The organism is Rhodococcus globerulus NBRC 14531 (assembly GCF_001894805.1).
GTDB classification, from domain to species: domain Bacteria; phylum Actinomycetota; class Actinomycetes; order Mycobacteriales; family Mycobacteriaceae; genus Rhodococcus_F; species Rhodococcus_F globerula.
On sequence record NZ_BCWX01000005.1, the window covers coordinates 151,980 to 169,630 of the forward strand.

General features: G+C 63.2%; 11 protein-coding genes. All 11 read right to left on the reverse strand.

Features of this window, described 5'->3' with window-relative positions:
* Positions 1–50 precede the first annotated feature (50 nt).
* Entirely contained in the window at positions 51–1,592 is a 1,542-nt protein-coding gene (locus RG2_RS24470; RefSeq protein WP_033235155.1) for an acyl-CoA carboxylase subunit beta, read from the reverse strand.
* Positions 1,589–6,604: a polyketide synthase Pks13 gene (pks13, locus tag RG2_RS24475; protein WP_033235156.1), complete on the reverse strand. Its 5,016-nt coding sequence runs from the start codon at positions 6,602–6,604 to the stop codon at positions 1,589–1,591. Before pks13 ends, RG2_RS24470 begins: the two co-directional genes overlap by 4 nt.
* A 37-nt stretch (positions 6,605–6,641) precedes the next feature.
* Positions 6,642–8,531 carry a long-chain-fatty-acid--AMP ligase FadD32 gene (gene fadD32, locus RG2_RS24480; RefSeq protein ID WP_033235157.1) on the reverse strand — a complete coding sequence of 630 codons (1,890 nt, stop codon included), beginning with the start codon at positions 8,529–8,531 and terminating at the stop codon, positions 6,642–6,644.
* Positions 8,532–8,695: 164 nt separating this feature from the next.
* Positions 8,696–8,971 (reverse strand): hypothetical protein, encoded by a 276-nt coding sequence (locus RG2_RS24485; RefSeq protein WP_033235158.1) that lies wholly within the window; start codon positions 8,969–8,971, stop codon positions 8,696–8,698.
* 155 nt (positions 8,972–9,126) lie between these two features.
* Positions 9,127–10,080, reverse strand: a complete 954-nt coding sequence (locus RG2_RS24490) for a cutinase family protein (protein WP_033235237.1) — start codon at positions 10,078–10,080, stop codon at positions 9,127–9,129.
* Between the two features lie 3 nt (positions 10,081–10,083).
* Complete coding sequence (locus tag RG2_RS24495) at positions 10,084–10,635, reverse strand: DUF732 domain-containing protein (RefSeq protein ID WP_033235159.1); 552 nt, start codon at positions 10,633–10,635, stop codon at positions 10,084–10,086.
* 118 nt (positions 10,636–10,753) lie between these two features.
* Entirely contained in the window at positions 10,754–12,640 is a 1,887-nt protein-coding gene (locus tag RG2_RS24500) for an alpha/beta hydrolase-fold protein (RefSeq protein WP_033235160.1), read from the reverse strand.
* 379 nt (positions 12,641–13,019) lie between these two features.
* Positions 13,020–14,030, reverse strand: a complete 1,011-nt coding sequence (locus RG2_RS24505; protein ID WP_045066340.1) for an alpha/beta hydrolase — start codon at positions 14,028–14,030, stop codon at positions 13,020–13,022.
* Positions 14,031–14,348: 318 nt separating this feature from the next.
* A complete protein-coding gene (locus RG2_RS24510; RefSeq protein ID WP_033235161.1) occupies positions 14,349–16,265 on the reverse strand; it encodes an arabinofuranosyltransferase AftB family protein in 1,917 nt (638 codons plus the stop codon).
* Positions 16,243–17,148: a decaprenyl-phosphate phosphoribosyltransferase gene (locus tag RG2_RS24515; RefSeq protein WP_033235162.1), complete on the reverse strand. Its 906-nt coding sequence runs from the start codon at positions 17,146–17,148 to the stop codon at positions 16,243–16,245. Before RG2_RS24515 ends, RG2_RS24510 begins: the two co-directional genes overlap by 23 nt.
* A complete protein-coding gene (locus RG2_RS24520) occupies positions 17,145–17,636 on the reverse strand; it encodes a phosphatase PAP2 family protein (RefSeq protein WP_033235239.1) in 492 nt (163 codons plus the stop codon). Before RG2_RS24520 ends, RG2_RS24515 begins: the two co-directional genes overlap by 4 nt.
* Between the last annotated feature and the right edge of the window lie 15 nt (positions 17,637–17,651).

Consider the following 17,651-nt stretch of genomic DNA (forward strand, 5'->3'; position numbering starts at 1 on the left):
ACAACGGCCCGGCACTTCGAAAGAAGTACCGGGCCGCGACAACTGAACGGTTACAGCGGCATCAAGTTGTGCTTGCGCGGGTTCTTGAAAATCGTCTTGTCCTTGAGCAACTTCAGAGCCTTACGGATTTCGAGACGCGTCTGTGAGGGCTCGATCACCGCGTCGATGTATCCGCGCTCAGCCGCGATGTACGGCGTCGCGACAAACTCGTTGTAGTAGTTGATCAGCTGCGCACGCACGGCAGGTGCGTTGTCGCCCGCTTCGGCAAGCTGACGGCGGCCCATGATGTTGACGGCACCCTCGGCGCCCATCACAGCGATACGCGCCGTCGGCCACGCGAGGTTGATGTCGGCGCCGAGCTGCTTGCAACCCATGACGGCGTACCCGCCGCCGTACGCCTTACGAACTACCACGGTCACCTTCGGCACAGTGGCTTCGATGTACGAGAACAGGAAACGCCCGCCGCGCTTGATGACGCCGACTTTTTCCTGATCGACGCCGGGAAGGAAACCCGGTGTATCGACGACAAAGACGAGCGGGATGTTGAACGCGTCGCACAGGCGGACGAAGTGCGCAGCCTTGTCGGAACTCGCCGCATCGAGGGCACCACTGAGGTACGTGGGCTGATTCGCGACAACCCCCACAGGCAAGCCGTCGACGCGGGAGAACCCGGTGATCACGTTGTGCGCGACCTGGGCTCCGATTTCGTGGAAGGTGCCGTCGTCGAAGATCCGCAGAATGATGTCGTGCATGTCGTAGCCGGCGTTGTCCGCGTCCGGCATGAAGGCATCGAGTTCGAGGTCCGTCTCGGTGATCTCGGGTTCGAGGCCCGGATTGATGAGCGGCGCCTTCTCCTGCCATGAGGAGGGCATGAAGCTCAGGTACTCACGCACCCACTCGAACGCAGCCTTCTCGTCCGGGGCGACGTGATGGATGTTTCCGTTCTCTGCCTGCTTGCGCGCTCCACCGAGGTCGTCGAGGCTGACCTCTTCGCCGGTCACCGACTTGATGACGTCGGGGCCGGTGACAAACATGTAGGACTCTTCGGTGGCAACCACGACGTCGGTGTTGATCGGCGCGTATACCGCTCCACCGGCACACTTTCCGAGAATCACCGAAATCTGCGGGCACACGCCGGACAAAGGCTCCTGACGTGAACCCATGTTGGCGTACCACGCAAGTGAGGAGACCGCGTCCTGAATTCGGGCTCCACCGGAATCGTTGATGCCGACGACCGGGCAGCCCACTTTGAGGGCAAAGTCGTTGACAGCGGCGACCTTCCGGCCGAACATCTCGCCGGCAGCGCCGCCGAACACCGTCTGATCGTGCGCAAATACGGCGACGGGGCGCCCGTCGACGGTTCCGTGTCCGGTCATGACGCCGTCGCTGTACGGATTGCCTTCGCCCGCCATTTTGACCAACGCGCCGATCTCGATGAAACTGCCTGGATCGAGAAGCATGTCGATGCGCTGACGGGGCGTGCTGTGCCCTGCCTCGTCGCGCTTGACAATGGCCCGGGCGGAGCCGGGTTCCTTTGCCTTCTCCAACTTTTCGCGGAGTTCAGCAAGCTTCTCCGCGGTGGTTGTCGTCACTTCTGAACTCCGGTTTCCGCTGCTTTGGTCTGGGCTGTCTCGATCTGGGTCAGCTTGGTGGTGAGGTCTGCCGCGACCTTCGAGATATACGGCTCGTCCACGATCTGCAGGTGATCCCCGCCGATGTAGACGACCTCGAGGTTCTTCACGTAGCTGCCCCAACCACCGTCTGCCTTACGGGTTTTGAATGCAGGCTCGAGCGTCATCAGTTCGTCGTGGTACTTGTCTGCCATGTAGATCACGACGTCGCCGTCGTAACTCTGGAACTTCGCAGTCTGGATGGCGCGATTGTCCAGGAACGACGTCCGCTGGTGCTCGATGATGCCACCGGGGATCTTGACGCCGCTCATCTTGATCATGTCCATCAGGAACTGCATCTGATCTTCATCGGATTCGATTTCGGCCAGAACATCCACGGGCAATGGCACATCGAGGTTGTAGGTGCGCTTCGCGAAGGCTCCGTACCGCTCCCACCGCTTCCGTCGCTCCTCCGCAGTGTCGGGAACGTCCTCGCCGGCCATGACGGTGTCGAGCATGCCGACAACCCGCACATCGGCCCCCTGCTTGCGCAGGATGGCTGCGACGGCATACGCCAGCACGCCGCCGAGCGACCAACCGCACAAGACGTACGGTCCGTCACCCTGAATTTCACGGAGCAACGGCACGTACTCTTCGGCGCGCTTCTCGATCGGGCCTTCTGTGCGCTCGAACCCGTACATCGGCGTGCCGGCAGGCAGACGCTTGAGCAATGGTTCGTACGCAACGGTGGATCCACCGGCCGGGTGGAACACGAATACCGGTACGGCAGTGGAACCTTCGGGGCGGCCGCGCAGAATACGCACCACACCGTCGATCTTGCCCTCGTCTTCGAGGTACTGACGCACGACGTCCGCAAGGTCTTCGATCGTGCCGGAACCACGTACGTCGTCGACGGTGACTTCGCCGCCGGCCCGCTCGGACAGCCGGACAGCCAGCTTCTGTGCCAGATCGTCGTCGACAGTCGGCAGAGCATTGAAAATGCCCTTGGCCGACTTGCCGGTGACCACTGCCCACGTCGCAAACGTCAAGCGTTCAGCGGCATCTCGCGGCGGGACGTCGGAACCTGCGTCGTCTGCGGTGCCTGCGCGAGAAGGATCGACGGCAGCAGGCATCTCCACCGGGAGCTCTACCGAAGCCGAAGCCGAAACTGAAACCACCTCGTCGTCACCGGCATCCGCCGCCAACTTTTCGGCAGCCTGCTGATCGGCCATCGCCTGAACCTCTTCGCGGTTCTCGATGGCGTAGCGCAGGTACTTGTTGACCTCGAGCAGGCTTGCATCCTTGACTGCCTGGAGCTGCAACTGCGGAATGTCGAACTCGTACTCGACGCGGTTCTTGATGCGCATCGCCATGAGCGAATCGAGACCGAGTTCGATGAGCGGAACCTCGGCCGGCAGATCTTCCGGCGAGTAACCCATGGATTCCGCGACAACGATCCTCAGACGGTCGTCGAGGCTCTGCGAACCGTGGGGATCCCACTTGTCGCCGGCATCTTCGACTACCTCGGCAAGAGCTTCCATAGTGCCCGTCGGACGGGCCGGTGCGGCGACGACAAGCTCGGGCAAAGCCTCGCCCGACGTGACAACCGCGTCGAACAGCAACCGGAAGGAGCCGTTCTCGCGGGCATGCACCTGCACCGACGCTCCGCCCGGGTGCGGGTTGAGCGTAGTGGTGACCGTCGTGGCGCCTGAAAGCTCGCCGTGCGGGACGGCCGCGGTGAGCGTCACATCCGAAAGAACCTGAGCTGCAGCGGCTGTCACCAGAGCGGCCAAGTCGGAGACGACGGATGCGTCGGCTTCCCACACGTGGCGGCCGTCGGGCAGGGCAACGTGCGAACCGGGAGCACGTCCCGAGCCGCCCGCATTGACCCGAATGTCGAGCCAGTACGGCTTGCGCACAAAAGCAGTGCGTGGCAGAACTGCGAATTCACCTGCAGGAAGCAGAGATTCGAGATTCACAGCGTGACCGTGAACGTACAGCTGAGCCAAAGCCGACAGCACGCCGATGGACTCGTCTTCCTTACGCTTGAGCGTCTGGATGAGCTGCATGTCGTGCAGGCCGGCATCGAATGCCGTTGCGGCGACGGACATCAAGGTCACCGGATTGGGAGCAAGTTCCACAAACGTGGTGTGGCCGTTGGCAACTGCCAGACGCACAGCGTTGGTGAAGTACACACTGTGGCGCAGTCCCTTGACCCAGTACGCTTCCTGGTGGATCGGCTCGTGGCCGGCCTTGTAGAACGTGTCCTGATCGACAGACGAGTAGACGCCCACCTTCAACGTCGAAGCTTCGATACCGGCCAACTCGGCAGCCAGTTCGCCGAGCAGCGGATCTACCTGCGACGTATGGCTTGCACCCTTGGTCTGCAGAACGCGAGCCATCTTGCCGTCGGCCTCAGCGGCGGCGACGATTGCCTCGATATCGGGCTGCGGTCCACCGATCACCGTGTGCGTCGGCGCCGCGTACACGCAGACCTCGAGCTTGGGATACGTGGGCAGCAGCGCTTCGATCTCGGTCGCGCTGTATTCGAGCAGAGCCATCAGGCGGATGTCGTCACCGACCAGAGCGCCCTCGGCTTCGCCCATCAGACGCGAACGCGAACAGATAACGCGGACAGCATCTTCCAGGTTCAGGCCACCGGACACGTAGGCCGCCGCAGCCTCACCCATCGAGTGCGGAACAACAGCGTCGGCGTCGGCGCCGTGATGACGCAGCAGCGCGGCCAGGCCGACCTGAATGGTGAAGATCGCGACCTGAGCGGTTTCGACGTTGTACTCGAACGAATCGTCGAGGAACATCTCCGCCACCGAGTACCCGGCCTCGTCCTGGATCAGCACGTCGACCTCGTCGACGGCTGCCTTGAACGCCGAGTTCTCCAGATACAGCTGCTTGGCCATCTTGCGGTGCTGCGAACCGAAGCCCGAGAACACCCACACCGCCCCCTTGGGCGACGGTGCGTCGGCGGAGAACACACCGGCAGCGGGCTTTCCGGCAGCAACGGCGCGCAGGGCACTGATGGCTTCGGAACGAGTCTTGACCACAACGGCGGCGCGTGAGCGGCCGTGATTACGACGCGAGAGTGTGCGCGCGACATCCACCAGCGGCGTTGTGCTGCCCTCTTCGGTTTCGAGCCAGTCCGCCAGATCAGCGGCCGCGCGGCGACGACGCGACGGCAATGCGCCGGAAACCGCGAGCACAACCGTCTGGTCTTCGACGAGCCCCATCGACTGCGCTGCGTCGGCAAGAACACCGGCAGCCTCGGTCTCGACATCCAGAGTCTCGACATCCAGATCAGCATCGGAGTCCGAAACAACAGCGGCTGCCGGGACGTACTCCGTCACCACGACGTGCGCGTTGGTTCCACCGAAACCGAAGCCGGACACACCGGCGATGGCCTTGCCGGTGTAGCGGGGCCACTCGGTGGCCTCGGGCGTCACCTGCAGGTGCGCCTTCTCGAAATCGATGTGCGGGTTCGGGCCAAGGTAGTTGAGCGTCGCGGGAATCTTGTTTTCCTGCATCGCCAGGACAACCTTGATCAGGCCGGCAGCACCGGCTGCGGCCTCGAGGTGCCCGAAGTTGGTCTTTGCGCTGCCGAGGAGCGCCGGCTTGTTGTCGTCACGTCCACGCCCGACAACGCGGCTGAGCGCGTCGGCCTCGATGGGATCACCGAGATCGGTGCCGGTGCCGTGAGCTTCGATGTAGTCGACGGTGCTCGGCAGAATGCCGGCGTCGCGGTACGCAAAACGCAACACGTCGGCCTGAGCGTCCGGGTTGGGTGCAAGCAGTCCGTTGGAGCGGCCGTCCTGGTTGACGGCGGAACCGGCGATGACCGCAAGGACGGAATCGCCGTCACGCTCGGCATCTTCGAGACGCTTGAGCACAACAAGTCCGCCGCCCTCGCTGCGAACGATTCCCTGTGCCTGAGCCGAGAAGGCGCGCAGTTTGCCGTCGGGAGCGAGCATGCCGATCTGATCGAACCCGAGAGTTCCGGGAGGGGCCAGCAGCATGTTGATGCCGCCGGCAAGAGCGATGTTGGAATCGCCGCTGCGCAGCGAGCGCACAGCCTCGTGCACTGCGACCAGCGAAGACGAGCACGCGGTGTCCAGCGCGATGGACGGCCCGCGGAAGTCGAAGAAGTACGAGACACGGTTCGCGACGACGGCCGTCGACGTTCCCGTCAGTGCGTACGGGTGGGCGTTCGTGGGGTCGCTGACCGCGAGCAACTGGTAGTCGTTGGCGGAACTGCCGATGAAGACACCGACCTGCTTGCCTTTGAGATCGCTCGCGGGAATGTGCGCATGCTCGAGCGCTTCCCAGGTCAGTTCGAGAGCGAGGCGCTGCTGCGGATCGACGTTGACGACCTCGAGCGGGGACATCGCGAAGAACTCCGCGTCGAATCCCTTGACGTCGTCGAGGTAGCCGCCCTTGGTGTTGGCGTTCTCGATCGCGGCCTTGAGAGCGGGATCGGACTTGAACTCGACCCAACGATCCTCGGGCAGGTCGCTGATGCCGTCGCGGCCCGCGGACAGCATCTCCCACATCTCCGACGGCGTATGTCCGGCGCCGGGGAAACGAGTCGACAAGCCGACGATGGCAATGTCGTGGGCATCCGTGCTGGCGCCTGGCGCGTAGTACGACGCGTCGACGCTCTCTTCCGGCACCTCGGGCTCGCCCTCGATGATCCGAGTGGCCAGCGACGCGATGGTCGGGTGCTGATACGCAACGGTGGCAGTCAGTGTGATTCCGAGCAGATCCTCGATGTCGCCGCTCAGGGCAACCGCATCACGTGATGCGAGCCCGAACTCCTCCATCGGACGATCGTCCGTGATCGTCGTGGCCGGCTGACCGGTCGCGTCGGCGATCCAGTTGCGTAACCACTCACGGAGCTGCGCGACACTCATGTCGACACCGCTCGCGTCAGCAGTAGCGCTCACGTCTACGGAACTGTCCTGCGCACCATCTTGTTCAACCATCAACTCACCAAGCTACCGATCATGAAGGGGATGTTCCTCAAACGCTATCGGGGAATGCCGTCTGCTGATAGCCACCACGCAGCGTCCCCTCGATGTAGCTTGCCTTGCACGCGCGGCGAGCGATCTTGCCGCTGGACGTACGCGGAATGGAACCGGCCGGAACAAGCAGGATGTCGCGTGCGGTCACACCGTGACGAGTCGAGATCGCGGCGCGGACCGTATCCGCGATCGGCTGCGGGTCGGCTTTACCGGCACCGGGTGCACGCTCGGCAACGATGACCAACTGCTCCGAGGAATCGTCGTCGTCGAACGTCAGACCCGAGTGGGAATTCGAGAAGACGACGGCAGGCAACTGGTTTGCCGGAACGGCAAACGCCGCGATGAAGCCCGGACGCAATGCGGGGCTCGCGTCCTGAGCGGAAGACTCGAGATCCTGCGGGTAGTGATTGCGGCCGTCGACGATCACCAGGTCCTTGACGCGACCGGTGATGTACAGCTCGCCGTCGACGTAGACGCCGTAGTCGCCGGTACGCATCCAGTGCGCGTCCAGCGGCAGATCGTCGGTGTGGCTGTCTTCCGGCAGGCGGTTGGTCAGCGTGTTGTGGAACGTCTCGGCGGTCTCTTCGGGGCGTCCCCAGTAGCCGACGCCGATGTTCTCGCCGTGCAGCCAGATCTCGCCGACGTGGTTGTCGGGGACCTCGGTCTGCGTTTCGGGGTCGACGATGGCGGCCCACTGGCTGCGTGAGACGTATCCACAGGACACCTGCGCGATGGCGTTGTCGGCGTGCTGATCGACGATGACCATGCGGCCGTTGTTGAGCTCGTTGCGGTCGACGTAGATGACCTTGGCCTCGTCGGAATGCTTGGTCGACGACACGAAAAGCGTCGCCTCCGCCATGCCGTACGACGGCTTGATCGCCGTCTTGGGGAGACCGTAAGGCGCAAACGCCTCGTTGAATTTGCGCATCGACGCCGTCGTGACCGGCTCACTGCCGTTGATCAGGCCGATGACGTTGCTCAGGTCGAGGTGCTCGCCGTCCTTGGGCAGGCCACGGGCAGCAGCATGCTCGAAAGCGAAGTTGGGGGCGGCCGCGAAGGTGCCTGCGCCGTCCGAGGCCGCTGCGAGTTCCTTGATCCAGCGGTTGGGCCGCTGAACGAAGGCGCGCGGACTCATGATGGTGATGTACTTGCCACCGAACGCAGGCAGGATGACCGTCAGCAGACCCATGTCGTGAAACAGGGGCAGCCAGGTGACGCCGCGTGAATCTTCGGTGAGCTCGATGGAGTCGACCATCTGCAGTGCATTGGTGCCGACAGCACGGTGGGTGATCTCCACACCGGCCGGAACTCGCGTCGAACCCGACGTGTACTGCAGGTAGGCGATGTCGTCGAAGCCGATATCGGGGCGAACCCAGGTTTCGCCGACGGTATCGGGAATGGCGTCGACGGCGATGATGCGCGGGCGTTCGGCGGCGGGCAGCGAACGGAACAACGCACGCACACCTGCGGCCGATGATCCGGCAGTCAGGATTGCCGACGGCTTGCAGTCCCCGAGAACGGCGTGCAGGCGATCGGAGTGGCCGGGCTCGTCCGGATCGAAAAGCGGAACGGCGATGGAACCGGCCTGGATGGCCGCGAAGAACGAAATGACATAGTCGAGACCCTGAGGTGCCAGGATCGCCACGCGGTCGCCAGGCTTGGTGACCTGCTGGAGGCGGGCGGCAACAGCACGCAGACGTACACCGAACTGGTGCCACGTCAGCTCCTGTGCTTCACCGTCACGCTCACGCGAGTAATCGATGTAGCGGTACGCGAGCTCGTCCGCGTTCACACGCGAGTGTTGCTCGACGTAGTCGACCAGAGTGAAGCCCTCTTTCAGGCGAATCCGGCCCTTCTCGTCGAGAAAACCATCGAACAGCGCGTTCATTCCATCTCCTCCGAAGCGATCACACAAGCATTTTTGGTCATGCTTGCGCCCCAGACTTCCTTCGCTCTCTCGGGTATATCGTCAATCAATCGAAACGCACTACGTGCGCAACTCACCTGAATCACTTCATCGATCCCAAACCATCGATATGTTACAGATCGGCATCATCCGCATCGCCGCGCGTGCTCGGCCTCAGGGATCGTGGCGAGCGAAGAACCGATCGTGGCGATCGTGTCCAGCGGCGTCGACACAGCCGATTCGCACTCCTCGAAAGTGCCGACTGCCAGGCACGCAGAGCCTGGCGGCTCCGGGGCGCCGCGCGTGCGCTCCACCGCTGCACCCCGCGGGATGCCGTGACCTGGAGTTGTGATCATCCCCACCCTGCAGCGAACTGCGAGCCGGGGCGCGCGACGCGCACCAAGGCTGTGGGTGGAACCCATGGATCACTCCTTCGTAGTCAAGGCTGGAACATCCGAACTTACTCGCCAGTCACGTTCGTGACAGCACTTTAGAGGACCAGGCGAGCAGTGGTCGCACTTTGCCACGACCAATCCAGCAGACTACTCGCCGACGCACCCCAGCCAGACAAAAAGGATCAACTGTGCGGGGGCGTCGGCGCCCCGTTGATCATGTCCGCTGCCCACTGTGCCATCCATTGGGTCGCCGTCGTGCCATCCGAATCAACTTGGAAGGAGTTGTACATGGCATGCACAGGATTGTTGTAGTACTCCGCCAAACGCGGCAGCGACGTCATGAGGTTGCCCGGATTCATCGCTCCTGCCGGGGCGTCACAGATTCCGTCACTCGGCGCACAGATCTGATAGGTGCGGTCGTTCAGCTTGCCGAACCCACCCTCACGGGGACCCGTCATCGTCAGACCCGGCAACTTCAAACCGTTCAGCGACAGCTCGGCACCCACACCGGCAACGCTTGGGCCAACGGTAATTCCGTACGCGGGATCACGACGCCCGTCCGCGATCAAGCCGACACCGAGCACCAGATCTGCCGGCACTGCGCCCGTCCCGTTGCCGATACTCGCGGCTACGTCACCGGCGATGACCGCGCCCTGCGAGAAGCCGGTGAGTACGTAACTCGTCAGTGGGCACTCGGCATGGCGCTGCACCAGAAAGTCGTTGGTGGCAGCAGTTCCCGCACCCCGACTGTTGTTGTACGACTGCTGCCCGTCCGGCGGAAACGCCACCGGATTCGAGAACTGCGCAACGTAAGGAACCGTATAGACATCCGCACGTGAAGCGTCGAACTGATTCTGCAAAGGACCCGTGACGTTGAGCATCAACGAAGCCGGGTTTGCCGCCGGAGCATACGGATCGTCGGCAGCGCTGGACTCCCAGGTTCCAGGGATGGCAACTACCTGGACATCGGGACAACTAGCCGGCTGCGACGCCGGTTTCTCGGGTCCGGGTGGCAACGGCTCGGGTGTCGGCACCCGCCCGGCAAGGATGTACCAACCGCCGATCACCACGGCAGCGACCACCAGAATGATCAGCAGCGGGACCAGGCAACCCCGACGCTTTCCGCCTCGCGCCATCATCTATTTGCAGAATGTGGCGTTGGCGACATCGATGTAGATCTGAGCGTTGGCGGTGGCCTGCTCTGACGTGATCGCAGTGCCATCCGTCGCCGCGGAACCCACGACGGCCGTCACCAACGCAAGAATCTCCTCGTCCGAGGTTCCCTGAACATTCGCGGCGCAGATGTAGTTGGCCGTGTTGATCGCGATGCTGCCGTCACCCTCGGGAGTAACTCCCTTGGCCTTCAAACCGTCGAGGAATGCCTGTGCTTGCGGGTTGACCTCTACTTCTGTCGGACCGGGGAAACCCTCGATGCTCTGGGGCTGCTCCGGCGGAGCCGTAGCGGCCGCTCCGGGACTGGTGGGCGCTGCGGACGCCGTTGTGGTCGCGCTCGCGGAAGCCGAACTGCTCGCAGCCGACGACGATGCCGCGGCGGACGTCGTGGTCGGGGTGGAGGTGACCGTCGAGTCGTCACTTCCACAAGCGACGAGCATCCCACCGGTAATCAGTGTCAGAGAGCCCACTGCGATCGCGCGCGCAAAAGTATTTCGGTTACCCGAGAAAAGCGACATCAATGTCCGTCCTTGCCTTCAGTCGAAAGTCCATCATCAGGTTACGCAACGCACAGCGGGCAGGCACCGATCCGTGATCGGGCCCGCCCGCCGTGCGTTGTGTGTCGTACGTTGCGTCCTACGGGTGAATCTCGGTCTTGCCGTCGATCACCGTGATCCAGCCGAACTGGAAGTTCTGCTGAGTTCCACCGGGGATGTCGAACTTGTCACTGAGCGGGTATCCGAGCTTGCCGCCTTCGTAGCCGACACTCTTCCATCCGTCGAAGATCGGGCCGTTGGCTACGGACCAGGCGCCCGTTGCAGGGCTCCAGTAGATGTTGCCGCCGTCGAACTCCGTGAAGCGACCGTTGTCCTTGATCGCCACTTCGTTGGACTTCGGGAACCCGAGCCATCCGTTTTCCCAACCGAGTTCGCCGTACTTGCCCATGATCATGCCGAGCACGGCGTACGTGCCGTTTGCACTGTTGTACATGGCGCCGATTTCGAAGCCCTGCACGGCGCCGGCCTTGCCGGGGGTCGCGATCTCCGCTGCGGTGGGGTACTTGAGCGGGCCACCCTCGTAGCCCTGTGCTGCCCATTCGCTGAGGATCGCTCCGCGGACGGCGTGTGCGCCGGTCCACCAGGTCCAGTAGATGGAGCCGTTCTGGAAGTGGTTGAACCGTCCCTGACCGTCGGGGGTTCCGAGTTCAGGCGTGGTCGGGAAGCCGAGCGGGCCGGCAGCTGCGCCGGTGTTCATGTACTCACCGGCGATACGGCCCGCGATGGGGTTAGCGCCGGTGCCGGAGGTCCAGTAGATGCGGCCGTTGCGGAAGTCCTGAGCCAGGCCACCCGCGACGCTGTACTCGGCTGTGACGCAGTCACCGATCCAGCTGTTTGCCGCTGCGGTTGCCGCGATGGCACCCGAAGCGCCACATGCCGGCTTCTCCACGTCGGTGCCGAGCGCGTTGGCGAGCTGCGGCCACAGCTGATGAAGCTCGAACTGCCAGTACGGCCACGAGTGCGTGCCGGACGGGCGGTAATTGATCTGCGCGGGAATGCCGAGCGAGTTGAGCTTGGTCGCAAATGTCTGCGAGGTCAGGCGCGCAAGAATCTCGAGGCCCATACCGGCGTAGTTGGTGCTGACACCGGGGATTCCCGACGGCTGATCGTACGGTCCGGTGGTGCCGCTACCGCTCGAGACGTACAGGCTGACGCCCTTGAGCTTGTCGGCCTGGGTGTACGGATCGTGCGCTGCCCACTGCGGGTTCGACGGCGGGCCCCACATCGCTGCGGAGTTGAACTTGCCCGCGTCGTTCATCGCGAACTGGATTGCCTGCGGCATTCCGAGCGACGTCGTGGTGAGGATGCCCGAGAGCGACGCGGCGAACTTGAAGAATCCGGGGTTGCGCGCGGCAAGAGACATCGCGGCCGTGCCACCCATGGAGAGACCGACCACGCCGCGGGTCTGCGTTGTGCGCCAATCGTTCTCGAGGATGGACGGAAGTTCCTTGGTGAGGAACGTCTCCCACTGGTAGAACACACCGTTGTCGGCCTCGAGCCAGTCGGAGTAGAAGCTGGACTGTCCACCGACGGGGAGAATCACGTTGACGTTCTTGTCTGCGTAGAACGACTCGGCATCGGTCTCGGCGGTCCAGCCGTTCTCGATATCGGTGGCGCGAAGGCCGTCGAGCATCCAGACGGACGGGAAGGTTGCCGACGGGTTCACGTTCCAGTCGCGGGCCAGAAGGATCTGAACCTGAATGGGGATTCCCATCGACGGGGAGTTGATCCACAGTGCGACACGGCGCTCGCTGAGCCATTCGACCTTGCCGACGGTGGCGCCGCCCTGGTTCTGGGTTGCGGCGGGCGCGGTGAGGGCCGGACTCGGCGCAGCGGCAGCGGTACCTGCCGTGGTCAGACCTGCTGCGATCGGCAGAACCAGCAGTGCTGCCAGCGCTCCGACGACCTTGGTTCTATAGGTCCCGAAGGACCGACTGCGGTCCCGCTTGGCAAGGCCTACTCGCATGAGTTCACTCTCTTTCCCTTACTTCCGGTCCGCGTGTCTTACTACCCGGTGTTTCACGTACTCGGTATCTCACGTACTCGGTGTCTCACGTCTTCGGTATCTCACGTGTTCAGTGCCTACGCGGCGAGGCATCTCTGCCTCGCACACCACCTCGGCGACCAGAGCCCTGTCGAAACTCTTTCTACACGGAAACGACTCCGACTAGGGGTTGCCGCGCTGTTACTGGTGGTGCAATTGTTACCGAAGTTCCTGTTTACGGCATCTCCAAAACAGAAGTGCCGTTCCGGTCTTCCTCTCGGAAGTCCGGAACGGCACTTGTCTGTCTAGGTCTTGCGGTGCAGCGTCATGCAGTGATGCACGGTAAAGCGGTGAAGCATGGTCACCAGGCGTTCATGGTGTCGAGGATCTGGCCGCGGGCCTTGAACAGTTCCTCGGACCAGTACGCCCACGAGTGGGTGCCGTTGGACGGGAAGCTGTAGGTGGCCGGAATGCCGAGCGTGTTCATCCGGATCTGGAATGCACGGGTGTTGGCCAGCGCAAGTGCTTCGAGGCCCATGGCGTTTGCCGTGTTGTAGTAGCCGACCAAGCCCTTGGGGTTGTCGTACTTACCGGTCAGACCGCTTGCTGCGGAGATGTACATCGACAGGCCCTTGAGGCGAGGCGCGAAGACGAACGGGTCGTTGCGCAGCCATGCCGGGCTCCACGGGGGTCCCCACATGGAGTCGACGTTGAAGCGGCCGGCATCGAGCATCGCGACGCGGATTGCTTCACGCATACCGGGAGCCGAGATGTTCAGGTAACCCGACAGCGAGCCGGCGAACTTGAACTGGTCGCGGTGGTACGCGGCGAGAGTCAGTGCGGCACTGCCACCCATCGACAGGCCGAGGACAGCGTTGTTGTTAGGCGAGACGCCGTAGTTCGCGAGGAAGTTGGGCAGCTCTTCCGTGAGGAAGGTTTCCCACTTGTAGGTCATCTGCTGACCGTTGAAGTTCGAGGGTGCGTACCAGTCCGTGTAGAAGCTGGACTGTCCGCCGACCGGCATCACGAGAGTGATGTTGTCGTTGCGGTACTGCTCGAGAGCGTTGGTCTCGAAGGACCACGCATTGGCATCGTCACGAGCGCGGAGGCCGTCGAGCAAGTAGAGGGCAGCGTTTCCGCCGCGAGCGGCCCACTGGACCTGAACCTTGATGTTGCCCATCGTGGAGGGCACCCACAGCTCTTCGAATCCGCCCCACGGCGCGGTCTGGACCGGCGCAGCGTGCGCGGGAGCAGCGGTAGCAACTGCGCTACCGGCGACGCCTGCGGCAAGGGGAAGCACGAGTGCTGCCGCACCGATGGCAAGTGCTCGGTGCTTGAGGCGCTGTGTCAGCCTCGTCGGGGCAAATCGCATGGATACTGCTCTCTCTCTTCGTCTGCGGTAGCTACCCCCGACTAGGGGAAGTACCGACGGATTCCGTCGGGGAACAGGTATGTGCGCCAGTCTGGACAAACCAGACTGGCAGCGGACCTCGTTCCAAGTCACACTGCGCTCGGTGGACCCTATGTCACAGGTTTGGTTGTGACAAATGGATCTCAACCACCGGGCGCTTCTCCCCTGGTGCTCACGGGAGCATTTCGGGTAGGTGAATCGTCTTCGGATACATCGGCGCCGATCACGGGAGCGTTACGGGATCGCAACATGTTTTCTCCTACGGCATAGTGATCTGCATCACTTTTGGGTTTCAAGTGGCACAAGACCACATCGCTGTAGTTCGTACGCCGGCACTCGATCGAATCGATATTTTGCCAAGTCGAATGCCTGACGGAAGTTCTGCTTGAATCGCGCCCACGTCAACTCACTGCGGTAGGAGGTCAGCAACTCCTGCGTTTCCGGACAGGTCAGCGCCAGCTTCGCGTCAGCTACCCATTCCTCGTCGAGGAAGAAGGGCAGCCACGGGTGGACGTCGACCATCCCGGTGTCCGCAACCACCCAATCCGGATACAGGTTCTTGTCGTGACCGATACGGCCGTCTTCCAGCCTCTCCGTGTGCGCGGCGAGCGGGTACGCCAGTCCCATCTGATCGAGCACACGAACGTCGAGTCCGACGTTCATGCTCGTCATACCGAGGTTCAGGAAGAAAACGACATGCTCGCCCGATTCGTCTATCGGCCCTGGCGGCGGAACGACGAACCACGCGTTGTAACTGGGAGACGGAATGAGTAGTCCACCGTCCGGGGTGTCCGCGATGGTCTCGACCATTGCTCGCATCCAGGGGTAGTCGAGGTAGTCCTCGGCTCGGATCGGATGCTCGTGACCGGTGTTGAGAGCGTAGAACGCACGCTCGTCGACGATGCCCGAGCGTCCGACGATCGAGCCTTCCGGCATGCCGGTCGTATTTGCGGCGACGGCTGCCCACACGATGGTCCCCACCCACAGCACTGCGGAGACACCGAAGATCGCGGTGTCCCGGTTGCGGCCGAATGCCGTGCGCGCCGGGACCCGAAGCGGAATGACCGCCACCGGGATCAGAAGGCAGAACAACACCGGAAGCAGGACGCGGCCGTGCATGAAGTCGCCACCGACTCGAACCGAGTACACACCCAGAATCAGGCCGCTGCCGAGAATGAACGTGACAACAGCGCGTGGGGTGCGCAACCACGCCTGCAACCGCACCCAGCGCGACCCTGAAACGGTCTGGGGCGCGGACGTGCGCTCGTTCCTGCCGATCGCAAGAAGTAGCAGCGCACCGACCAGCAGGAACAGCAGAGGCAACCACAGCAAGTACGGTCCGACGAGATTCCACAGATAGGCAAATCCTTGCGACCACTTTGCACCGCCTGCATCCTTCGAGACCGCGGTATTGGGGTACGGAAGCCCGTAATAACCCATGCGCCAGATCTGGTACGCCACCGGAACGAGTCCGGCGACAACCACGATCATCGCGCGGACCTTCCACGTCAAGCCTGCGGACACGACGATCATCATCAGTGCAAGAGCACCAGGGATCGCCATCTCCGGGCGCACGAGGGGCCCGAGCCCGGCAACAAAAGAGAGAATCAGAATCGACGCCGTCGACGGTACTGACGCCTGTGCCCACCGAACCATCAGCAACCACAGCAGCGCGATCCAGAAGATCACCAGACACGTCTCGAGGCCGGACGTCGCAAAATCTCGGGCGGGCGGAACAGCAATGTAGACGAGAACGCCGGCCGGAACGAGGAAAACCGTCCCGCCGACGCCTGGTCGCAGATCGCGGTACAGGCGGGCCGTTCCGAGCATCGCCAAGACCACAGCTGCGGTCGAGAGCACCAAAGCGATTGCCAGGACGACATATTCGAGCCGGATCTGCGTCAGCCAGCCGAAGGCGTAGACGATGTACGTCCACGCGGTGCTCGTATTCGCCTCGACGCGTTCACCGGCATTGAAGACGGGGCCGTTGCCGGCCAGCAGATTTCGCACCGTGCGCAGGACGATCAGTCCGTCGTCGGCGATCCATCGACGCTCCCACGCTCCCCAGAACGTGAGGACGGCAGCAAGCACCACCCCGCCGAGGAAAACTGCTCGGTTAGGGGTGGTGCTCGGTGCCGCGGTGTCGGCGACCTGGTCGGCTTCAGTGGCCGGCTCAGACGATGTAGACAGCGACACCCACTACTCCGATCCACGCCACTGCGAGGAATTGCAGAACCCGGTCACCGAGCGCGATTTCCTCGGGCTCACCGGCTTCGCCGCCGTCGACGTCCACGGCGTACCGCAGCACTGCGACGGTGAAGGGGACCATCGAAATGGCGTACCAGTTGGTACCCTTGATGTCGTCCTGCTGGAAGGCCCACAGTCCGTAGCAGAGCACGAGTGCCGTCGCGGCCATCGTCCATACGAACCGCAGGTAGGTCATCGTGTAGCTCTCGAGCGACTTGCGGATCTTGGCGCCGGTACGTTCGGCCAGCTTCAGTTCGGCGTACCGCTTTCCGGCAGCCATGAAGAGCGAACCGAATGCCATCATCAGCAGGAACCACTGCGACAGTTCGATCTCGGCTGCCACGCCACCGGCTATGGCGCGCAACAGGAATCCGGACGACACGATGCAGATGTCGATGACGGCCTGGTGCTTCAAACCGAAGCAGTAGGCAAGCTGGATGACGATGTACACGGACATCACCACGGCAAGTTGCCAGTTGGCGATGAACGAGAGAGCGATCGAACCGGACAGCAGCACCACGGCCATGCCGTACGCGATGTTGACGGGCAGAACTCCGGCCGCGATGGGGCGGAAGCGCTTGGTGGGATGCGCTCGGTCTGCCTCGACGTCCATCGCGTCGTTGACGAGGTAGATGCCGGACGCCGCCATGCAGAACACGACAAATGCCAGCGCGACGGGCAAGAGCACGTCGGCTTCGGTGGCTGTGCCGGCCGCGATGGGCGCGGCGAGCACGAGAACGTTCTTGACCCACTGGCGTGGGCGGAGCGCCTTGACGATGCCGGCGGGCAGGGACTTAGGGGGTCCGCTGACCGTGGCCGCTTCCTCGCTCATTTCTCTCCATATTTCTGTTCGGCCTTATGCACCAGCGCCGCGGATGCGGCGCCCAGTGCCGCACCGGCAAGCACGTCGGTCGGGTAATGAACTCCCAGAACCAGGCGCGAAAGCATCATCGGGGGCACCAGCAACGCCGGTAAGGGTAGCCCGGTGAGTCGACCGATCAGGAATGCCGCCGCCGTCGTCGACGTGGCGTGCGAGGACGGGAAGCTCAGCTTGCTCGGCGTCGAGACGTTGACCTGCAACGACGGGTCGGACGGGCGTTTGCGCCGCACGACACGCTTGATCACGACCGACGCGGCGTGTGCCCCGAAGGCACCGACGGCAGCGCCCGCCCATTCGCGGCGACGCGGCTTGTCGACGGCAGCGCCGACGGCAGCGATCGCGATCCAGCCGAGTGAGTGCTCACCGAAGTGCGACATTCCGCGAGCAACGGCGACGGCTCCAGGCACCTGCCCGACGGTCGACTGGATTCCGGCGAGGATCCTGACCTCGGGAGA

Bases quoted from the DNA above. Each gene is read 5' to 3' on its own strand.
- RG2_RS24515 (WP_033235162.1), bottom strand. From the start codon at position 17,148: ATGAGCGAGGAAGCGGCCACGGTCAGCGGACCCCCTAAGTCCCTGCCC.
- RG2_RS24505 (WP_045066340.1), bottom strand. From the start codon at position 14,030: ATGCGATTTGCCCCGACGAGGCTGACACAGCGCCTCAAGCACCGAGCA.
- RG2_RS24485 (WP_033235158.1), bottom strand. From the start codon at position 8,971: ATGGGTTCCACCCACAGCCTTGGTGCGCGTCGCGCGCCCCGGCTCGCA.
- RG2_RS24500 (WP_033235160.1), bottom strand. From the start codon at position 12,640: ATGCGAGTAGGCCTTGCCAAGCGGGACCGCAGTCGGTCCTTCGGGACC.
- fadD32 (WP_033235157.1), bottom strand. From the start codon at position 8,531: ATGAACGCGCTGTTCGATGGTTTTCTCGACGAGAAGGGCCGGATTCGC.
- RG2_RS24490 (WP_033235237.1), bottom strand. From the start codon at position 10,080: ATGGCGCGAGGCGGAAAGCGTCGGGGTTGCCTGGTCCCGCTGCTGATC.
- pks13 (WP_033235156.1), bottom strand. From the start codon at position 6,604: ATGGTTGAACAAGATGGTGCGCAGGACAGTTCCGTAGACGTGAGCGCT.
- RG2_RS24495 (WP_033235159.1), bottom strand. From the start codon at position 10,635: ATGTCGCTTTTCTCGGGTAACCGAAATACTTTTGCGCGCGCGATCGCA.